Annotated in this window: 15 protein-coding genes; 14 read left to right on the forward strand and 1 reads right to left on the reverse strand. The window is 49.2% G+C overall.

Annotated elements, in window-relative coordinates; all coding sequences use genetic code 11:
* The first annotated feature begins 11 nt into the window (after window positions 1-11).
* The 3 genes from BN4314_RS05580 to BN4314_RS05590 are packed head-to-tail and all read left to right on the forward strand — an operon-like array spanning window position 12 to window position 2140.
* Window positions 12-395, forward strand: a complete 384-nt coding sequence (locus BN4314_RS05580) for a GntR family transcriptional regulator (protein WP_315522668.1) — start codon at window positions 12-14, stop codon at window positions 393-395.
* A gap of 2 nt (window positions 396-397) precedes the next feature.
* Window positions 398-1423 carry an ABC transporter ATP-binding protein gene (locus tag BN4314_RS05585; protein WP_082911181.1) on the forward strand — a complete coding sequence of 342 codons (1026 nt, stop codon included), beginning with the start codon at window positions 398-400 and terminating at the stop codon, window positions 1421-1423.
* Complete coding sequence (locus BN4314_RS05590) at window positions 1424-2140, forward strand: ABC-2 transporter permease (protein WP_021735658.1); 717 nt, start codon at window positions 1424-1426, stop codon at window positions 2138-2140.
* Between the two features lie 65 nt (window positions 2141-2205).
* Here BN4314_RS05590 and BN4314_RS05595 read toward each other — a convergent pair whose 3' ends face one another.
* On the reverse strand, window positions 2206-2928 hold the full coding sequence (locus BN4314_RS05595) for a B3/B4 domain-containing protein (RefSeq protein ID WP_021735639.1): 723 nt from the start codon (window positions 2926-2928) through the stop codon (window positions 2206-2208).
* Between the two features lie 193 nt (window positions 2929-3121).
* Here BN4314_RS05595 and BN4314_RS05600 point away from each other — a divergent pair, with 193 nt between their 5' ends.
* The 11 genes from BN4314_RS05600 (at window position 3122) to BN4314_RS05650 (ending at window position 16344) form a co-directional block, all read left to right on the forward strand.
* On the forward strand, window positions 3122-5641 hold the full coding sequence (locus BN4314_RS05600; protein ID WP_021735600.1) for an ATP-dependent helicase: 2520 nt from the start codon (window positions 3122-3124) through the stop codon (window positions 5639-5641).
* 72 nt (window positions 5642-5713) lie between these two features.
* Window positions 5714-6616, forward strand: coding sequence for a glucose-1-phosphate thymidylyltransferase RfbA (gene rfbA / locus BN4314_RS05605; RefSeq protein WP_021735601.1), 903 nt, complete (start codon window positions 5714-5716; stop codon window positions 6614-6616).
* Window positions 6617-6700: 84 nt separating this feature from the next.
* The gene (gene rfbB, locus BN4314_RS05610; protein WP_021735612.1) at window positions 6701-7723 is read left to right on the forward strand and encodes a dTDP-glucose 4,6-dehydratase; all 1023 of its coding nucleotides are present in this window, start codon (window positions 6701-6703) and stop codon (window positions 7721-7723) included.
* A 22-nt stretch (window positions 7724-7745) separates the two neighbouring features.
* Window positions 7746-9224 carry a sugar nucleotide-binding protein gene (locus BN4314_RS05615; RefSeq protein ID WP_021735645.1) on the forward strand — a complete coding sequence of 493 codons (1479 nt, stop codon included), beginning with the start codon at window positions 7746-7748 and terminating at the stop codon, window positions 9222-9224.
* Between the two features lie 9 nt (window positions 9225-9233).
* A complete protein-coding gene (locus tag BN4314_RS05620; protein WP_068540240.1) occupies window positions 9234-9656 on the forward strand; it encodes a 6-pyruvoyl trahydropterin synthase family protein in 423 nt (140 codons plus the stop codon).
* Between the two features lie 147 nt (window positions 9657-9803).
* Entirely contained in the window at window positions 9804-10847 is a 1044-nt protein-coding gene (locus BN4314_RS05625; RefSeq protein WP_021735591.1) for a cellulase family glycosylhydrolase, read from the forward strand.
* On the forward strand, window positions 10847-11761 hold the full coding sequence (gene rsmI / locus BN4314_RS05630; RefSeq protein ID WP_021735590.1) for a 16S rRNA (cytidine(1402)-2'-O)-methyltransferase: 915 nt from the start codon (window positions 10847-10849) through the stop codon (window positions 11759-11761). The genes BN4314_RS05625 and rsmI overlap by 1 nt, the downstream gene beginning before the upstream one ends.
* A gap of 106 nt (window positions 11762-11867) precedes the next feature.
* Window positions 11868-13493 (forward strand): methionine--tRNA ligase, encoded by a 1626-nt coding sequence (metG, locus tag BN4314_RS05635; RefSeq protein ID WP_021735615.1) that lies wholly within the window; start codon window positions 11868-11870, stop codon window positions 13491-13493.
* An 80-nt stretch (window positions 13494-13573) separates the two neighbouring features.
* A complete protein-coding gene (rsmA, locus tag BN4314_RS05640) occupies window positions 13574-14455 on the forward strand; it encodes a 16S rRNA (adenine(1518)-N(6)/adenine(1519)-N(6))-dimethyltransferase RsmA (RefSeq protein WP_051333109.1) in 882 nt (293 codons plus the stop codon).
* Window positions 14452-15438, forward strand: coding sequence for a TatD family hydrolase (locus tag BN4314_RS05645; RefSeq protein ID WP_068540241.1), 987 nt, complete (start codon window positions 14452-14454; stop codon window positions 15436-15438). Before rsmA ends, BN4314_RS05645 begins: the two co-directional genes overlap by 4 nt.
* A 90-nt stretch (window positions 15439-15528) precedes the next feature.
* Window positions 15529-16344: a ComF family protein gene (locus BN4314_RS05650; RefSeq protein WP_232309722.1), complete on the forward strand. Its 816-nt coding sequence runs from the start codon at window positions 15529-15531 to the stop codon at window positions 16342-16344.
* Window positions 16345-16533: the final 189 nt, after the last annotated feature.

Raw genomic sequence — 16533 nt, forward strand, 5'->3', positions numbered from 1 at the left:
GGGAGAGGGAAATGAGCGTGGAGATTGTAATTTCCAACTCCTCGGGCAAGCCCATCTATGAGCAGATTGCAGATCAGTTGAGAGCGGCTGTTCTTGCAGGCGATCTTTGCGCTGGTGAGCAGCTTCCATCCATCCGAAGCCTTGCAACGAGTCTGCGCATTAGCGCCATTACCACTAAACGTGCCTATGCAGAGCTTGAAGCCCAAGGCATTTTGGAAACGGTCCCTGGTAAAGGTTGCTTTGTAGCGGGTGTCGATCCAGGACTTTTGCGAGAAGAGCAACTCAGACGGGTAGAAGCAGCGCTTGCGCAAGCGGTCACTGTGGCACGAACTGCTGCGATTGATTCTCAACAACTGCACGAAATGCTTGACTTGATTCTTGAGGAGGAACACTGAGCATGAAAGCATATGTGGGTACAGACGCTCAGAGTGCTGCGCATTTTGCGCGTAAGCCTTTTGATAGGGATAACAAGCTTCCCCTTGGTAGTCTTGACTTGTCAGGGGAAATTTGCGATTTGAGATTGCGCGAGATTGACAAACGTTACGGTGACTTTGCCCTTCAATCAGCATCTCTTGATGTGCCTCGAGGGTCGATTGTAGGTTTAGTGGGCCGTAATGGCGCAGGTAAATCTACACTTATGAAAGTTGCACTCGGTTGTGTGCATGCTGATGCTGGTTCGGTCGAGCTCTTTGGCAAAACACGAGATGCTCTTTCCGGTGCGGAGCTCAACGCTCTTAAAGCACGTATAGGTTATGTGAGTTCGGTCTGTGCATATCCGTTGCGAATGAGTGTGGCGCAGGTTGCAACAATGTATAGCTTGGCATATCCAAAGCTTGACTATCCGTTGCTCCAACATCTGCTTGAGCGTATGGGCTTGCTACAAGCAAATCCAAAGCCCCATCGTTCATATGCTGCCCGCAAAAAGGTTGGAGAGCTTTCTCGCGGTATGGGTATGAAATTACAGCTTGCTTGCGTGCTTGCCTGCGGTGCAGATTTGCTTGTAATGGACGAACCGACAGCAGGTCTTGATCCTATTGTGCGCGATGAAGTGCTCGATATTTTACGCGAGAGCATGGAAGATGGCACGAGATCAATTCTCATTTCTAGTCATATTACCAGCGACCTTGAGCATATCGCAGACTATATTGTGATGCTTGAAGAGGGAAAAATTGCATTTGCAAGTGATTGTGGGCGCATTTATGACGAGATGGGTATCGCTCATTTGCGCGGCGAGGAACTGGAGTATCTGCTTGCAAGTGCTTATATTCCTGAAGGCCAAATCCGTATAGTAAAGCGTGACTTCTCCTGGGATGTGCTTGTTTTCAACCGTGCTCAGTTTGAGCAGCGCTTCCCAACTTTTACCATTGATAAAGCGACAATCGATGAGACGATGACCCTCGTTGCGAAGGGAGAGCTGAGATAAATGCTTGCGGTTCTTTATGCAGATTGGTGCCAGTTTTTGCGCAAATTTCCGCAGTATCTTCTGCTATTTGCGACGGTAATTATTCTCGTTGGAGCGGGCGCAGTCTTTGGAGGAGACGACATAGATATTGCTCACGTCACGATAACAAAGTTGCAGATACAGATTTCGCTCACCATTTTCTTTATGGTGATGTATATCTTGGCAGGAGGTGCTTTTTCAGATGACGAAGCAAATGGTTGGCAGCAGGCTCGTGATGCGCTTCCTCTGACGCGCGCTCAAGTGGTAACAGGACGTTATGTTTTTGTGTTTGCGGTAACTATTACGGGAGCTATCGTTTGCATACTGCTCAATGGTGTAGTGGTACTCGCAATGCAACAATTCAACAGCAATGCCTTAAGCACTATGACAGAAGTTGGCTCTGTACTTGTAGCGGCTGCCTTGATATTGCTTCTGTTACTTTCACTCCAAATGCCTGTTTTGTTTTGGTGGGGAGCTCAACGAGCTTGGCCTGTTATGTCGCTGCCTGTGATGCTTCCGTTATTGTTAACTTTCCCTGCACCAAGGCAAGGATTTTTACGAGCGACAGAAACGCTGTCAAAGCTGTATGCGCAACTAGGGATGGGATGGAGTTTAGTTGTTGCGGCTCTGCTTGTGGGTTTACTCTCCTTCGCCTCGCTCAAACTCTCGCAGAAACTTTACGCAAAGCGGGATTTGTAAGAAAAAGCGCCTGGGGCCTGTGCTGTCCCAGGCGCGCTGTGCGTTATAGGCGGATAAGTCAGCGCTTAGATAAGTGGAGTCGTGCGATGATCAATCGTCAGATAATCTTTGTTGGTGGTATGAGCACCAAGAATTTCGCTGGTAAAGACTTCTAGTTGATCGATAGCAGCATGCAGATCATTCACGCGATGAGGCTCAATACACTCCATGATAAAGGCGCAATGAGGGGTGTTGTCTGTAGCTGCGCTGCGCTGGCAGTCACGCCAGTTCCAGCAACGACAAATAGCCCCCGCATCGTCTAGGTATGCAAGCTCACCAGCGAGGGTGGGATCAGGAGTATCCTCACCAACAGCCAGATAGTCGTCTCCACCTTCGCTTAGCGCGAGACGGAAGGTGCCCACAAAAGCATCGATATTTTCTACGCCCATGGGGAAGGCATAGGTCAGAGAAACTGCATTGGACACATCAACTGCGGGGTTGATGGAGCCAACAGGATTGTCTTTAAGGACGCGCTTAAGTAGGTTTTCGATTGAGCAGCGGGCACCATGCTTGGTCTTAAATTTGCGGTATGCCTCGCGCCATACCGCAGGAACTTCGTTTTTGCTAATGGGGTTGTTGGGCACCCATTTGCGCGCAACGATATTGGCACGTTTAAGCTCCTTCTGAGCACGGGCGACCAGTTCGGGATCAATTTGGTCGGTTGGCTTGATGCCATCTACGGTCAAAACGCCGATAGTTGCCTCAGGGAAAAGCTCCCAGAAAGACTCCTCAGTGACAAAATTAATCATATGACCCTCCATGTTGCTGCTCGTTGAGAGCGCGCTTGAATGACTTAAATGTTCCCACATTAGTTAAGACTTATGTTGCAGAGTTAAACAAGTCGAAAATTGATGAACAAATAAGAGACAGATGAGTAAAGCCCTTTTGAGGTCCGCTACAGGGGGTAGACTAGTAGCTCCCACATGATGAACGGAGTTTCCCTTGTCACTGTCTTTTGATGAGTTTATGAAGTCTCAGTCTAGCTTCTCTGAGCGACAGAGCGTAGCTGCGTCTGTTGTAAAAAAACAATCTCGAGTAGCAGTTGGTACGACTGATAAAGAGTCTTTTGCCTCTGTAGAAAGCGCTGTTGATATTGATAGTCTTAATGCTGCGCAGCGCAAAGCGGCGCTGTGTACACGTGGGCCCTTGCTGGTTTTGGCAGGCGCTGGTTCAGGCAAGACGCGGGTGTTGACGTACCGCATTGCGCACATGATTTCTGATGAAGGAGTGCGTCCTTGGCAGGTGTTAGCAATCACCTTTACCAACAAAGCAGCAGCCGAGATGCGCGAGCGTCTGGACGCATTGCTCCCTGGGGGCACGCGTGGTATGTGGGTGTGTACCTTCCATGCAATGTGTGTGCGTATGCTGCGCGAGGATGGTGAGCTGCTGGGCTATCGTCCCAATTTTACTATCTATGATGACGATGACTCAAAGCGTCTTGTCAAGACCATCATGGATGAGTTGGATATTGACCCCAAGCAATTTCCCCTACAGGCTATTCGTTCACGTATCTCACAGGCAAAAAATGCAATGAAAACAGCTGCGGATATGGCAGATGAAGCCACAGGGGATCATAATCCGCTTAGTCTCAAAGCAGCTCGTGTATATCGAGAGCTGCAACTTCGCCTGGCACGAGCAAACGCTATGGATTTTGATGATTTGCTTATCAAGGCATATGAGCTGTTGGCAAAACATCCCGACGTATTGGACAAGTATCAGGAACGCTTCCGTCAAATTAGTGTGGATGAGTATCAGGATACCAACCATGTTCAGTATTCCATTACCAATTTGTTGGCAGCAAAGTATCGCAATTTAATGGTGGTTGGCGATGACGACCAGTCAATTTATAGCTGGCGTGGTGCCGATATAAAAAATATTCTTGCTTTTGAGCAGGACTATCCCGATGCGCAGGTAGTCAAGCTCGAGCAGAACTATCGCTCAACCCATCATATTTTGTCTGCAGCAAATGCTGTGGTGAGTAACAATTCTCGACGCAAGGCCAAGCGTCTTTTTACCAATCGCAACGATGGCGACAAGATTTTTCTGTATCAAGCCGATGATGAACGCGATGAGGGTCGTTGGATTGGCTCGGAGATCGAAAAAAATCATGATGACGGTACCAGCTACGATGACATTGCGGTCTTTTATCGCACTAATTCTCAGTCGCGTGTACTCGAGGATATGCTGTTGCGTGCGGGGGTGCCTTACAAAATCGTGGGCGGTACGCGATTCTTTGATCGAGCAGAGATTCGCGATGTAATGGCTTATCTCAAGCTCGTGGTCAATCCCGACGATGACATATCGGCCTTACGTGTTATCAACACGCCCCGTCGAGGTATTGGTACAACTTCCATTGGCAAAATTCGCAGCTATGCCACAGAACACGACTTGACCTTCTTTGCAGCTGCTCAAGCTTGTGTGGCAGAAACAGGTCTTTTTAGTCCTAAGGTACGTGCAGGTTTGGGTGAGTTTAGCGCAGCTATAGAAGCAGGTCGTCATCTGCAGGGTGACTTGTCAGATGTGGTTGAGACAATTGTTGACAAAACGGGTCTTATACGTGCTCTCGAGGCAGAGCATTCCGTTGAAGCCGATGGTCGCATTGATAACATTCGAGAGTTTTTTGGTGTGGCTGCCGAGTTTGATGAAACGCATGATGATGCCACAGCAACGCTTGAAAGCTTAGCCCAACTTGCTGCAGCTGTCACAGCGGATGAAGCTTCCGCAGCGCCCCGTGCAGCAGCAGAAAATGCGGCGAGCGTTGCTGCCAAAAAGCTCCCTGCTTTTATGGAGTGGCTAGCTCTGCGCTCGGATCTTGATAGTTTGGCTGGCTCCAGTAGCGCGGTAACGCTCATGACTATTCATTCTGCAAAGGGCTTGGAATTCCCTGTTGTATTTGTTGCGGGTATGGAAGAGGGGCTTTTTCCTCATCGTGCAAAGGAAGGCGAGCCAGATTCTTTTGAGGAAGAACGCCGTCTTGCCTATGTAGCCATTACCCGAGCAGAGCGCAGGCTCTATCTGAGTTATGCAGCAACACGTAGAATGTTTGGCTCTACCTCGGCAAATGCGCCGAGCCGCTTCTTGGCAGAAATCCCTGAAGATGATGTTCAAACCATAGGTCTTGGTTCTTCGGGATATCGTGGAGTTGGTTGGGAAAAACGTGGCGATCGGCATGGTACCTATGGTAGTGGCCGCGGTAGCGAGGTTTACGGTGGGCAGGTCTTTGGTTCGCGTACGCGCTCAACGGGTGGTTCTCGTGAGATGGGTTCTAATGCACAGCCCATTCGTCGCGATGTCGCAAAGGCAAATGAAAGCTTTGCGGTGGGCGATCGGGTGTCGCATAAGACTTTCAAGATGGGTACTGTGCGTGCAATAGACAAGGACACTTTGACAGTCTATTTCGAAAGTCTTGGCACTACCAAACGCTTACTTAAGGGATTTGCGCCGATAGTCAAGATTGTTTAGGAGCAAACGACTCTTTGGCTCTGCTTGCGTTACTCTTACTGTATCTGTAAAGCCCTATACAGGAGGTTGTTTGTGAAAGGCATTATTCTTGCGGGTGGCTCGGGAACGCGCCTGTACCCCTTGACCATGGTCACGTCCAAGCAGCTTTTGCCTGTGTATGACAAGCCGATGATTTACTATCCGCTGTCTACGTTGATGCTGGCTGGCATTCGCGACATCTTAGTGATTTCTACTCCTACAGATACCCCTCGTTTTGAGCAGTTGCTGGGTGATGGTAGTCAGTTTGGCATCTCACTGAGCTATGCTGTGCAGCCAAGTCCTGATGGTCTCGCTCAAGCTTTCATCATTGGCGAGGAATTTATTGCAGGAGATTCTTGTGCGCTCGTCTTAGGCGACAATATTTTTTATGGCAATGGTCTTTCTCGTCATTTGCGTCATGCGGTAAAGGCAGCTGAGCGTGAGGGAGGAGCGACGGTCTTTGGTTATTACGTGGATGATCCCGAGCGTTTTGGCGTGGTGGAATTTGGGGAGGATGGCAAGGCAGTTTCTATCGAAGAAAAACCCGCCAACCCCAAAAGCAATTACGCTGTAACCGGTCTGTATTTTTACGATAACCGCGTGACCGAGCTGGCTCGTCAGGTTAAGCCTTCTGCTCGTGGTGAGTTGGAGATTACGTCCCTCAATGAGATGTATTTGCAGGATGGCGCTCTTGATGTGGTAACGCTGGGTCGTGGTTATGCATGGTTAGATACAGGTACCATGGACAGCCTCTTTGATGCCTCCAACTTTGTTCGTACTATCGAAAGCTCACAGTCTATTATGGTTTCAGTACCCGAAGATATTGCGTATCAAAATGGCTGGATTGATAAGGATGCGCTTAGGCAAGCAGCCGAGGCGTACGGTAAAAGTCCCTATGGTGAGCACCTGCGTCATTTGCTTGATGGCAAGATTCGCAAGGATAGCCGCTTTGAATAGGATTGGATAGCCAGTTCACGCGGGCTTTGCTTGCCTTGTATACATGAGAAAACAGCACCGTTTTGGTAGCCGAAAGGAACCTACATGGCAGAAGAGAAATTTATTCCCAAGCACATTCTGGTGACGGGTGCGGCTGGTTTTATTGGCTCAAATTTTGTGCATTATGTCACCCGTGAGCACCCAAAGACACAGGTGACGGTGCTGGACAAGCTTACCTATGCAGGTAATATTCATAATCTCGATGGTATTGCGCCTGAGCAGATGGATTTTGTACAGGGAGATATTTGTGATGCTGAGCTGGTAGACCAGCTAGTCTCACACTGTGATGCTGTCGTACATTATGCCGCTGAGAGTCACAACGACAATTCGATTTTGGATCCGTCACCCTTTATCCAAACCAATGTGGTGGGTACCTATACCTTGTTAGAAGCAGCACGTAAATACGATGTGCGTTATCACCAGATTTCAACCGATGAGGTTTATGGAGATCTGGCCTTAGATGACCCTCACAAGTTCCACGAGGGTTCACCTTATTGTCCAAGTAGTCCTTATTCTTCGAGCAAAGCGAGCGCAGACCACCTGGTGCGTGCTTGGCATCGCACATTTGGCGTACGCGCCACCATTTCAAATTGCTCCAACAACTATGGTCCCTACCAGCACATTGAGAAGTTTATTCCTCGTCAGATTACCAACATATTGTGTGGTATTCGTCCTAAGCTTTATGGCGATGGCAAAAATGTGCGTGACTGGATTCATACCGATGATCATAGCAGTGCGGTCTGGACCATTCTTACTCAGGGACGTATAGGCGAAACATATCTCATTGGTGCTAATGGCGAGCGCAACAATATTGATGTTTTGCGCTTGATTTTGGAGCATATGGGCCGAGCTGTCGATGACTTTGATTGGGTGCGTGACCGTCCTGGTCATGACCGTCGTTATGCCATTGATGCGAGCAAGCTTCAAACTGAGCTTGGTTGGCACCCATCCCACACTGACTTTGAGAGCGGACTTGATGCCACTATCGCTTGGTATCGCGATAATCGTAGCTGGTGGGAGGACACAAAAGCCGAGACTGAGGCAAAATATGCCAAGCAAGGTCAGTAAGTAAAAATTCGAGGGAGCTCCAGTGGATTTTGGAAAGCAGCTTGCGGCACACGAGACAAGCATACCAGGCGTTATTGTTTTTGATCTAACGGTGCACGGCGATAATCGCGGCTGGTTCAAGGAAAACTGGCAGCGTTCCAAGATGTTAAAACTGGGACTCCCTGACTTTGGTCCTGTTCAAAACAATATCTCTTATAACGAGTCTCGCGGTGCTACCCGTGGCATTCATGCTGAGCCTTGGGATAAATTGATTTCTATCGCGGCAGGCAAGATTTTTGGTGCTTGGGTAGATTTGCGTCCTGGCGCGAGCTATGGTCAGGTTTTTTGCTGTGAGCTCGATCCAACGCGAGCAATTTATGTGCCACGTGGCGTGGGTAATGCATACCAGGCACTTGAGGATGGCACCATCTACACCTACCTTGTTAATGCGCATTGGTCTGCCGAGCAAAAGAAAAACTATACGTTTGTAAATTTGGCTGATCCACAGCTCAATATCAGCTGGCCCATCCCTTTGGAGAAATCGATACGCTCCGAGGCAGACTTACACCATCCTTTCCTTGCAGATGCCTTGCCCATGGGTCCTCGTAAAACTTTTGTAGTGGGTAGCAACGGTCAGCTCGGGCGTGCACTCCAAGCAGAAGTCGCGCGTCGCGGGCTTGAGGGCTGGGAGTTTCACGATATCGAAAGTTTTGATATGTGCGATCCTGCAGCCTATGAACATATTGCTTGGGATACCTTTGGCACCATCATTAATGCGGCTGCTTTTACGGCGGTGGACAAGGCGGAAACCGCTGAAGGTCGTAGAGCTGCTTGGAACATTAATGTCGAGGGTGTCGCCAAACTTTGTCGTGTGGCTGCCGAACATCAGCTCACGCTTGTACACGTGAGCAGTGATTATGTTTTTGATGGTATTCAAGAAAGCCATAACGAAAGCGAGGAGTTTGCTCCCTTAGGTGTCTATGGACAAACCAAGGCCGCAGCAGATGCACTCGTCGCACAGCTCCAACGTCATTTTATTGTGCGTTCAAGTTGGGTTATTGGTGATGGCAAAAATTTTGTTCGCACCATGATGGATCTTTCGCATCGCGTGGCAGCAGGCAAGCTTTCGCAGGTGAGTGTAGTTAACGATCAAATTGGTCGCTTGACCTTTACAAAAGATATGGCTGCAGGCATTTTGTGGCTGTTGGGATATCGTGAAGGCGATACGGCACTCGATGACCGTGCGCCACATGCTGAATTTGGTACCTACAATCTCACGGGTAGCGGCGCGAGTGCCAGCTGGGCTGATATTGCTGCGCGCATTTTTGATTTGACTGAGGGCAATGGCGGGGCGGTCAAGCCAGTTTCTACAGCAGATTATTTTGCTGAGGCTCCAACCCCCATTTCTCCTCGTCCCCATTACAGTACTCTTGCATTGAATAAACTCTCAGCTACGGGCTTTGTTCCTGCGAATTGGGAACAATCGCTCAAAGCCTATATTGAGGCTGAGAAGGCTCATTAGGAGATAGTGGTGTTTGGACTCAAGACGGAAGCGTGCTTTGATAGCGCACATTTTTTAGCTGACTATCACGGCAAATGCGAAAATCTTCATGGTCATCGCTGGCGTGTTGTTGTGTATATCAAGCAAGACCAACTTGGCACTGAGGGAACACAGCGCGATATGGTGCTTGATTTTGGTGAGCTTAAGCGTGTCGTGCGTGAAGAGGTTGCTGCGTTTGACCATATGTTTTTGGTTGAAGAGGGTACGCTCAAGCAGGCTACTATTGACGCGTTGTGTGACGAGGGTTTTAAGCTCAAGATAGTGCCCTATAGGACAACGGCCGAAAATTTAGCCAAGAATTTTGCTGAACTTTTTTACAAACGTGGCCTGCCTATAAGTCAAGTAGACGTATATGAAACGCCTTTGAACTGTGCAAGTTATTTTGTAGATTAGCTTTATTGCCTGCATCTGTGCATATCTAGATAAAAGCGACCAAATGTATCCTTTTTTGTGGATAAAGGATCATTATGTATCCCCTTGATGTCCACTGAGGTGGGTATACTTCAAGTGCGAGCAAAATTTTGAACAGAGGAGCAAGTAATGGACAGGCGGACCCTACATGGCGTGAACCTTACTGGTTGGCTCACACTTGAGTCATGGGTTACCCCTGGTCTTTTTGCGGATTCTGGTGCCCTCGACGAGCCTTCACTGATTCGTGCGGTGGGTATAAAGCGCTATCAGGAGATAGTGCACCATCATCGTGCGACCTTTATCTCCCAGGCAGATTTTGTACAGATTGCAGGTCGCGGGTTTAATGCCGTGCGGCTGACCGTGCCTTGGTATGTGTTAGGTGATGATGGTCCCGAAACTGGTCCTTATGTGGGATGTATACAGCAGGTCGATACTGCGCTTGAGTGGGCAGAAGATGTTGGGCTCAAATTGCTGCTTGTGTTGGGTGTCAATCCTGGTCGCGAGGCAGATGATGGTGGCCTTGTACATGGTCGGGCGCGTTTTGTTGACTATCGCCAAAGTGCTTTGCAAGTCATTGCTACGCTGGCTCGCCGCTATGCATTACGCGATGGTTTTGTTGGTATTGAAGTAGCAGATGAGCCCCTCGCTCAAGTACGTCATGGCTTGGTCTTAAGCGATGGTGTGCCTATGCACATCTTGCGTACCTATTATCGTGATGCATACGAGATTATTCGTAAAGAGGCGGGCGAGGATGCCGTTGTAGTTTTGCCCGATGCAGATCTACATCACTCGTGGCGTTCGTTTATGGGACAGCGTCAATACAAAAATGTTTGGCTTGATGCTCATCTTTACCATTACGAGGATAAGGTGGATGCTACAGGTCCTGTGGGCGTGCGCAAACTTGTGGCAAGCTCTCGCGCAGCGCTTAAAGCTATAGGACGTGGCCGTCTGCCCGTGATGGTAGGTAAATGGTCTGGTTCTTTACCTTTCCCCGATTCTCTGATGACACCTGAAGGTCGCATTGCGCTTGAGCGTGTTTTTATTGCCGAACAAATTAATGCTTTTCGCGACTGTCCTGCGTGGTTCTTCCAGACTTGGAAGACGACAGGCAGGCTGATAGGCTGGGATGCTCGTGTAGCTTTGGCGACTTTTGAGAGGCGGATGCTCGACTAATGGCTATTGCACATTCTCATGCAGCCGCAGCACAAGGAGAGGGTGTTCTTTCTTTAGTTGGCACACCTATTGGTAACCTTGGAGATATTTCACCACGCGTAAAGAAGACTTTGAGTTCTGCTGATGTGGTGCTTTGTGAAGACACCCGAGTTACCGGCAAATTGATGTCATATTTAGGTCTGCATGTACCTCTTGAGCGTGCCGATGACAATGTGCTCGCGAGTCGTATTGAGCCTACGCTTGCCCGTATCGCTGCGGGTCAACGCGTTGCTTTTGTATCGGATGCAGGTATGCCTGGAGTATCCGATCCTGGTGTTCGTTTGGTAGATGCAGCGCTTGAGCAAAGTCTTTGCGTGGAAGTTATTCCTGGACCCTCAGCGCTTACATGCGCTTTGGTGGCATCGGGTCTTCCCATGGAGCACTTCTTCTTTGAAGGCTTTTTGCCGCGGAAAGCAAAGGCCCAGCAAGAGCGTTTGGCCGAACTTTCGGTAGTACCAGGGGCATTGGTGCTCTATGAGTCTCCACGTCGTGTGGTAGATACCTTGACAGTAATTGCTCAGGCTTTTCCTCAACGTTTGGTAGCTTTGGTGCGCGAGTTGACTAAGTTGCATGAAGAAGTTTTGCGTGGGCTAGCACGTGAGTTGATAAATGAACTTGTCCAGCGACAAGCTGCAGGTAATGTGCTTAAAGGTGAGTGTGTCATTGTGATTGCACCGCCTTCCGCAGACGAATTGCGCCAGATTGCTCTGCGTCTTTCACAAACTGCTGAACAACCGGTCAGTTTTGAGGAAGCGGTACAAGCAGGACTCGCCGTAGGAGAAGCAAAAACGGTCCTTGCTAAGCGTCTTGCCAAGCGATATGGTCTCCCAAAATCCGATGCCTATGCTCGCATTTTGGAGCTCTCTGACAACTAAACTGCCTAGGGTCTGTTTGTACGCATTTCTCTGAGGAGCACAAAGGAGGCTTGCGTTAGAATAGTAAGTTGCATCATTCGCAGACTTTTAGCAGGAGATATTTTTCATGGCAGACAATCTAAACAAGCCGTCTTTTTATATCACCACCCCTATCTATTATGTCAACGCCGCCCCGCACCTCGGTACCGCATACTGCACTATCTTGAGTGATGTGCAGGCCCGTTATCGCCGCGCTGCTGGCTATGATGTCAAGTTCCTCACGGGCCTTGATGAACATGGTGAGAAAGTTGAGACTACGGCCGCTGAACACAAAATGACTCCTCAGGAGTGGTGTGATTCGCTGGCTCCTGCTTTTACAGATATTTGGAAGACCCTTGAGATCTCCAATGATGACTTTATTCGTACTACCGAGCCCCGTCAGGAGCGTGCGGTGCAGTATCTCTGGGAGCGCATGAGGGAGTCAGGCTACATCTATAAGGGCAGTTATGATGGCTGGTATTGCGTTCCTGAGGAGACGTACTTTACCGAGACTCAAGTACGCCACTCCGACGAGGAAAACCACACCGAAGGTCAGCATCTTTGCCCCGACTGCGGACGTATGTTGCAGCGTGTGCAAGAGGAGAGCTGGTTCTTTAAACTCTCTGCTTTCCAGGATCGTCTGCTTGCTTTTTATGATGAGCATCCTGACTTTGTGATGCCCTCCTTCCGCATGAAGGAAGTTCGCACCTTTGTTGAGGGTGGCCTGCAAGATCTTTCCGTCAGTCGCACGAGTTTTGACTGGGGTATCAAACTTCCCTTTGATGAGAAGCATGTGACGTACGTCTGGTTTGATGCGTTACTTAACTACATGACGGCAGTGGGTTATGGTCAGCCAGGTGAAGATGCCGCTGTAAATCTTGCACGCCGTTGGCCTGCTCAGTATCACGTGGTTGGTAAGGATATCATCCGTTTCCACTGTGTTATTTGGCCTGCCATGCTGATGGCTATCGGTGAAGCCCTGCCCGAACACGTCTTTGCTCATGGCTTTTTGATGGTCCGCAATGAAGAAACCGGCCAGGGCGAGAAGATGAGTAAATCTCGCGGCAATGCTATTGCGCCTCAGGAGGTTATCGACTTACTGGGCATTGAGGGCTACCGCTATTACTTTATGCGTGATTGCAAGCCTGGTGAGGACGGCGCTATCTCTTTTGCTCGTATGGAGCAGGTTTATAATGCCGACTTGGCTAATAGCTGGGGCAATCTTGTGTCTCGTGCACTTAATATGTCCGTCAAATATTTTGATGGAAAAACTCCTGCGCTTCCTGCGGATTGGGCGCAGCGTGAAAGTCCTTTGACACAGGTAGCTGCAGGTATCTATCAGCGCTATGCCGCAAAGATGGATGTCATGGCATATCCTGAGGCAATTGATGAGGTCATGGCCCTCGTGGGGGCTGCAAATCACTACATTGAGGATTCCAAGCCCTGGGCTTTGGCAAAGCCAGATGAGAATGGTGTAGCCCAGTTAGATGAGCTGTCCTTTGTCATTGGCGGCCTGCTTGAGGCGATCCGCATTTCTGCTCATCTGCTCGCACCCTTTATGCCCAAGACATCCTCTGAAGTTTTGCGTCGCCTTTCCTTAGGAGATGAGGCCGAGTCTGACGATTTGGCTGCTGTATGCGCCTGGGGTCAGCTGCCTTCTGGCATTGCGGTGGAGAAGGGCGAAGCGCTCTTCCCACGTTTGGCATCTAAATAAGCAGAGCCATGTAGAGATAGGTGTCTATACGTAGCACCACATATCAATTTGTTCAGCCGCAAGAGGGGAGAGCAGACGTGATGACTGAGACCAAGCAAGCGCCATTTTCGTCTGTCGTGTGCTCGCCTCTTGCCAATCCTCGTGCTACCCGTGCTGCTCTGGAGCGTCACGGTCTTGTTGCAAAGCATCGCTTGGGACAGAACTTCTTAGTTGATGATTCTGTTGTGTGTCGTATTTTGCAGTTAGCCGAGCTCAGTAAAGCAGATACGGTACTCGAGGTGGGTCCTGGCATGGGTACGCTTACCTGTGCACTTTTGCCTCGAGTAGAAAAAGTCATTGCCGTTGAAGCCGATCACACACTAGAAGCGGTACTTGCTGAGACATGTGCCCAAAACTCTGATTGCCTAGAGATTCTTTGGGGCGATGCGCTCAAAGTGTTGCCTTCTAGCCTGGGTAAGGCGCAGCCGACTCAGTTGGTTTCCAATTTGCCATATCAAGTAGCGGCAACTTTGATACTTCGTGTGTTGAGTGAACTTCCTTCTATCAAACGGGTGGTCGTAATGGTACAGGCGGAGGTAGCAGACCGTATTGCAGCTGTACCTGGCAACAAAACCTATGGTGCATATACCGCAAAGCTTGGACTTTATGCTCAGGTAACTGGACGTTTTGAAGTAAGTCACACCTGCTTTATGCCAGCGCCACATGTTGAGTCAGCGGTTGTGCGTATTGATAGGCGACCGCTCACGCCTGATGTTGGCTTCGCCTTTGTGTCTCAGGTTATTGATGCTGCCTTTGCGCAGCGACGCAAAACTATTCGAAATTCCATGGCCGCAAGCGGCTTTGACAAAACAGCTCTTGATACTGCGTTTAAGCAGACACACATTCAGCCCACGTGTCGTGCAGAAATGCTTGCTGTTGAGGACTTCATACAGCTTGCTCGAGCCTTGGAGTTAAAGCGATGAATATAGAGCTGAGTCAAGAACAGCTTAGTGCTGAGTATTGGTATCTACGTGACAAAAAGAAACGCGTAATAGATTTTCCTCAGCCTTTGGTGGCGTTGGCAGATACTCACGCTCACCTTACCGTCTTTCAAAAAACAGATCCTGTAGAGGCTTTGGTGCGAGCAGCTCTTGCAGGACTGAGGTTTTTGGTGGTGCCACTTGATCCCACAGAGGATGTAAAAGATGTTCCTGCTTTTCTTACTTGGTGGGATGAAATCAAAGAGCAGGCTCGTGCAATGCTGGAGCAGCTGGAAGAGATAGGTATTGCGGCAAGCAGTGCTAAAAATTTGTTTGATGAACTTTATTTCATTGCAGGCATTCACCCCTACGGTGCTCAGATTTGGCTTGATGACGCATCAGCTCATGAGCGTTTGGATATGCTGCTTGCTCATCCCTACTGTCTTGGTATGGGCGAAATTGGCCTTGATTTTGGCCCGTATAATGAGTTGCCTCAAGAGGTACAACTTGAGACCTTTCATCAGCAACTACGCATGGCGCATGAGTATAACCTTCCTGTTGAGCTGCACCTGCGTGATGGAGAAAACGATAGTTTGGGTCATGACCTCGCACTTCAACTGCTTCGCAAAGAGGGTGTGCCGCAGGCAGGATGTGATCTGCATTGCTTTACGAGCGGTCCTGAAGTTATGAAGCCTTTTGTTGAATTAGGCTGTCATATTGCCTTTGGTGGTGCTGCCACTTTTAAGCGTTCCGATGATATTCGTGCGGCATTTCTTGCCTGTCCAGATGAGCTCATACTGTCTGAGACTGATTGTCCTTATATGGCACCAACTCCTTTGCGCGGTATGGAGTGTGAGCCTGCAATGGTAGCTTTGACTATCGATTTTTTGGCTGAACAGCGTGAGCTCGCGGGTGTTTCTTCTCGCGCAGAAACGTATCGCAACTTTTGGTGTAACGCTCACAAGTTCTTTGGACTTACGTTTTAACTAGTAGGTATTGATACGCTAGGGATTGGGTATATCCCAAGCACTGGTCTTCCTCGTGTACTGTTTGTGCGCGAGGGGAGTTGCCCTGTCTTGAGTTCATATCAAGAAAATCAGTCGTACAATCTAGAACTTCATTTTTTACTTGACCATCTCATTGAGTTAGTGTGGCCTACTCGCTGTATCGTCTGTGATACGTCAGGCAAGTTGCTGTGTGACAATTGTCGCCAGAAGCTTAAGTGGATACAACAACGCTATGCCTGTCCTATCTGTGGTACTCCACATGGCTGGCTCACCTGTACAAACTGCGGAGCAGAAGCCCTACGTGAAAGACGTGTGCAAAAAAATTCTGAAACTAATGGAGAGCTTGCGCCCTATCACTGGGAAGCTCGTACGACTATCTCGGCATTGGAGTTTTCAGGTAGCGGTGCGTTGCTGGTAACCACACTTAAAGATTCTCATGAATTGCGCTTGGCTCCCATTATCGCAGCTGTGATTGCTACAGCTCTTGATGAAGCGGCAAGCTGGACGGCAGCAGATGGTTGTGCACGTTATGACTTTCAGAAGCTAGATGGAATTTGTTTTGTACCTGCCTCGCCTTCAGCTTTTTTGCGCCGTGGTTTTGACCACATGGAACTTATTTCGCAGGCGCTTGCAGCTTTGTTGGGCCTGCCTGTGTGTGACGTATTGCTGCGCCATGAAAGTCGCGATCAGCGCGAACTGGATAGGCAGAGTCGTTTGCGCAACTTAGAAGGTTCGGTGGAGGTGATAGATGATGTAGCTGGTGCTCGTCTGTTGTTGGTAGATGATGTTATTACAACAGGTGCTACCCTGCGTGAAAGTACGCGTGTCCTGCTTGAGCGCGGCGCTGAATCGGTAACCGCGTGTTCTCTTGCGCGTGCATGGTAGGTAAGGGTAAGTAGCTGGTATAATATGTATCGTCTTTCCAGGTCTGTGGTTGCGGACGCAAATGGCTATGGTCTGTGCGTCTTAGTCCATGGCAGACGAGGCCAAAAGGATCCACGTAAGTTCGGATCGCGATTCGAGCGAGCATGGCTCGTCCTAGAGGTAAGCCGCACCGCCCGTCCTACTAGAGAT

Origin of the sequence: Olegusella massiliensis (genome assembly GCF_900078545.1) — a bacterium.
GTDB lineage: Bacteria > Actinomycetota > Coriobacteriia > Coriobacteriales > Atopobiaceae > Olegusella > Olegusella massiliensis.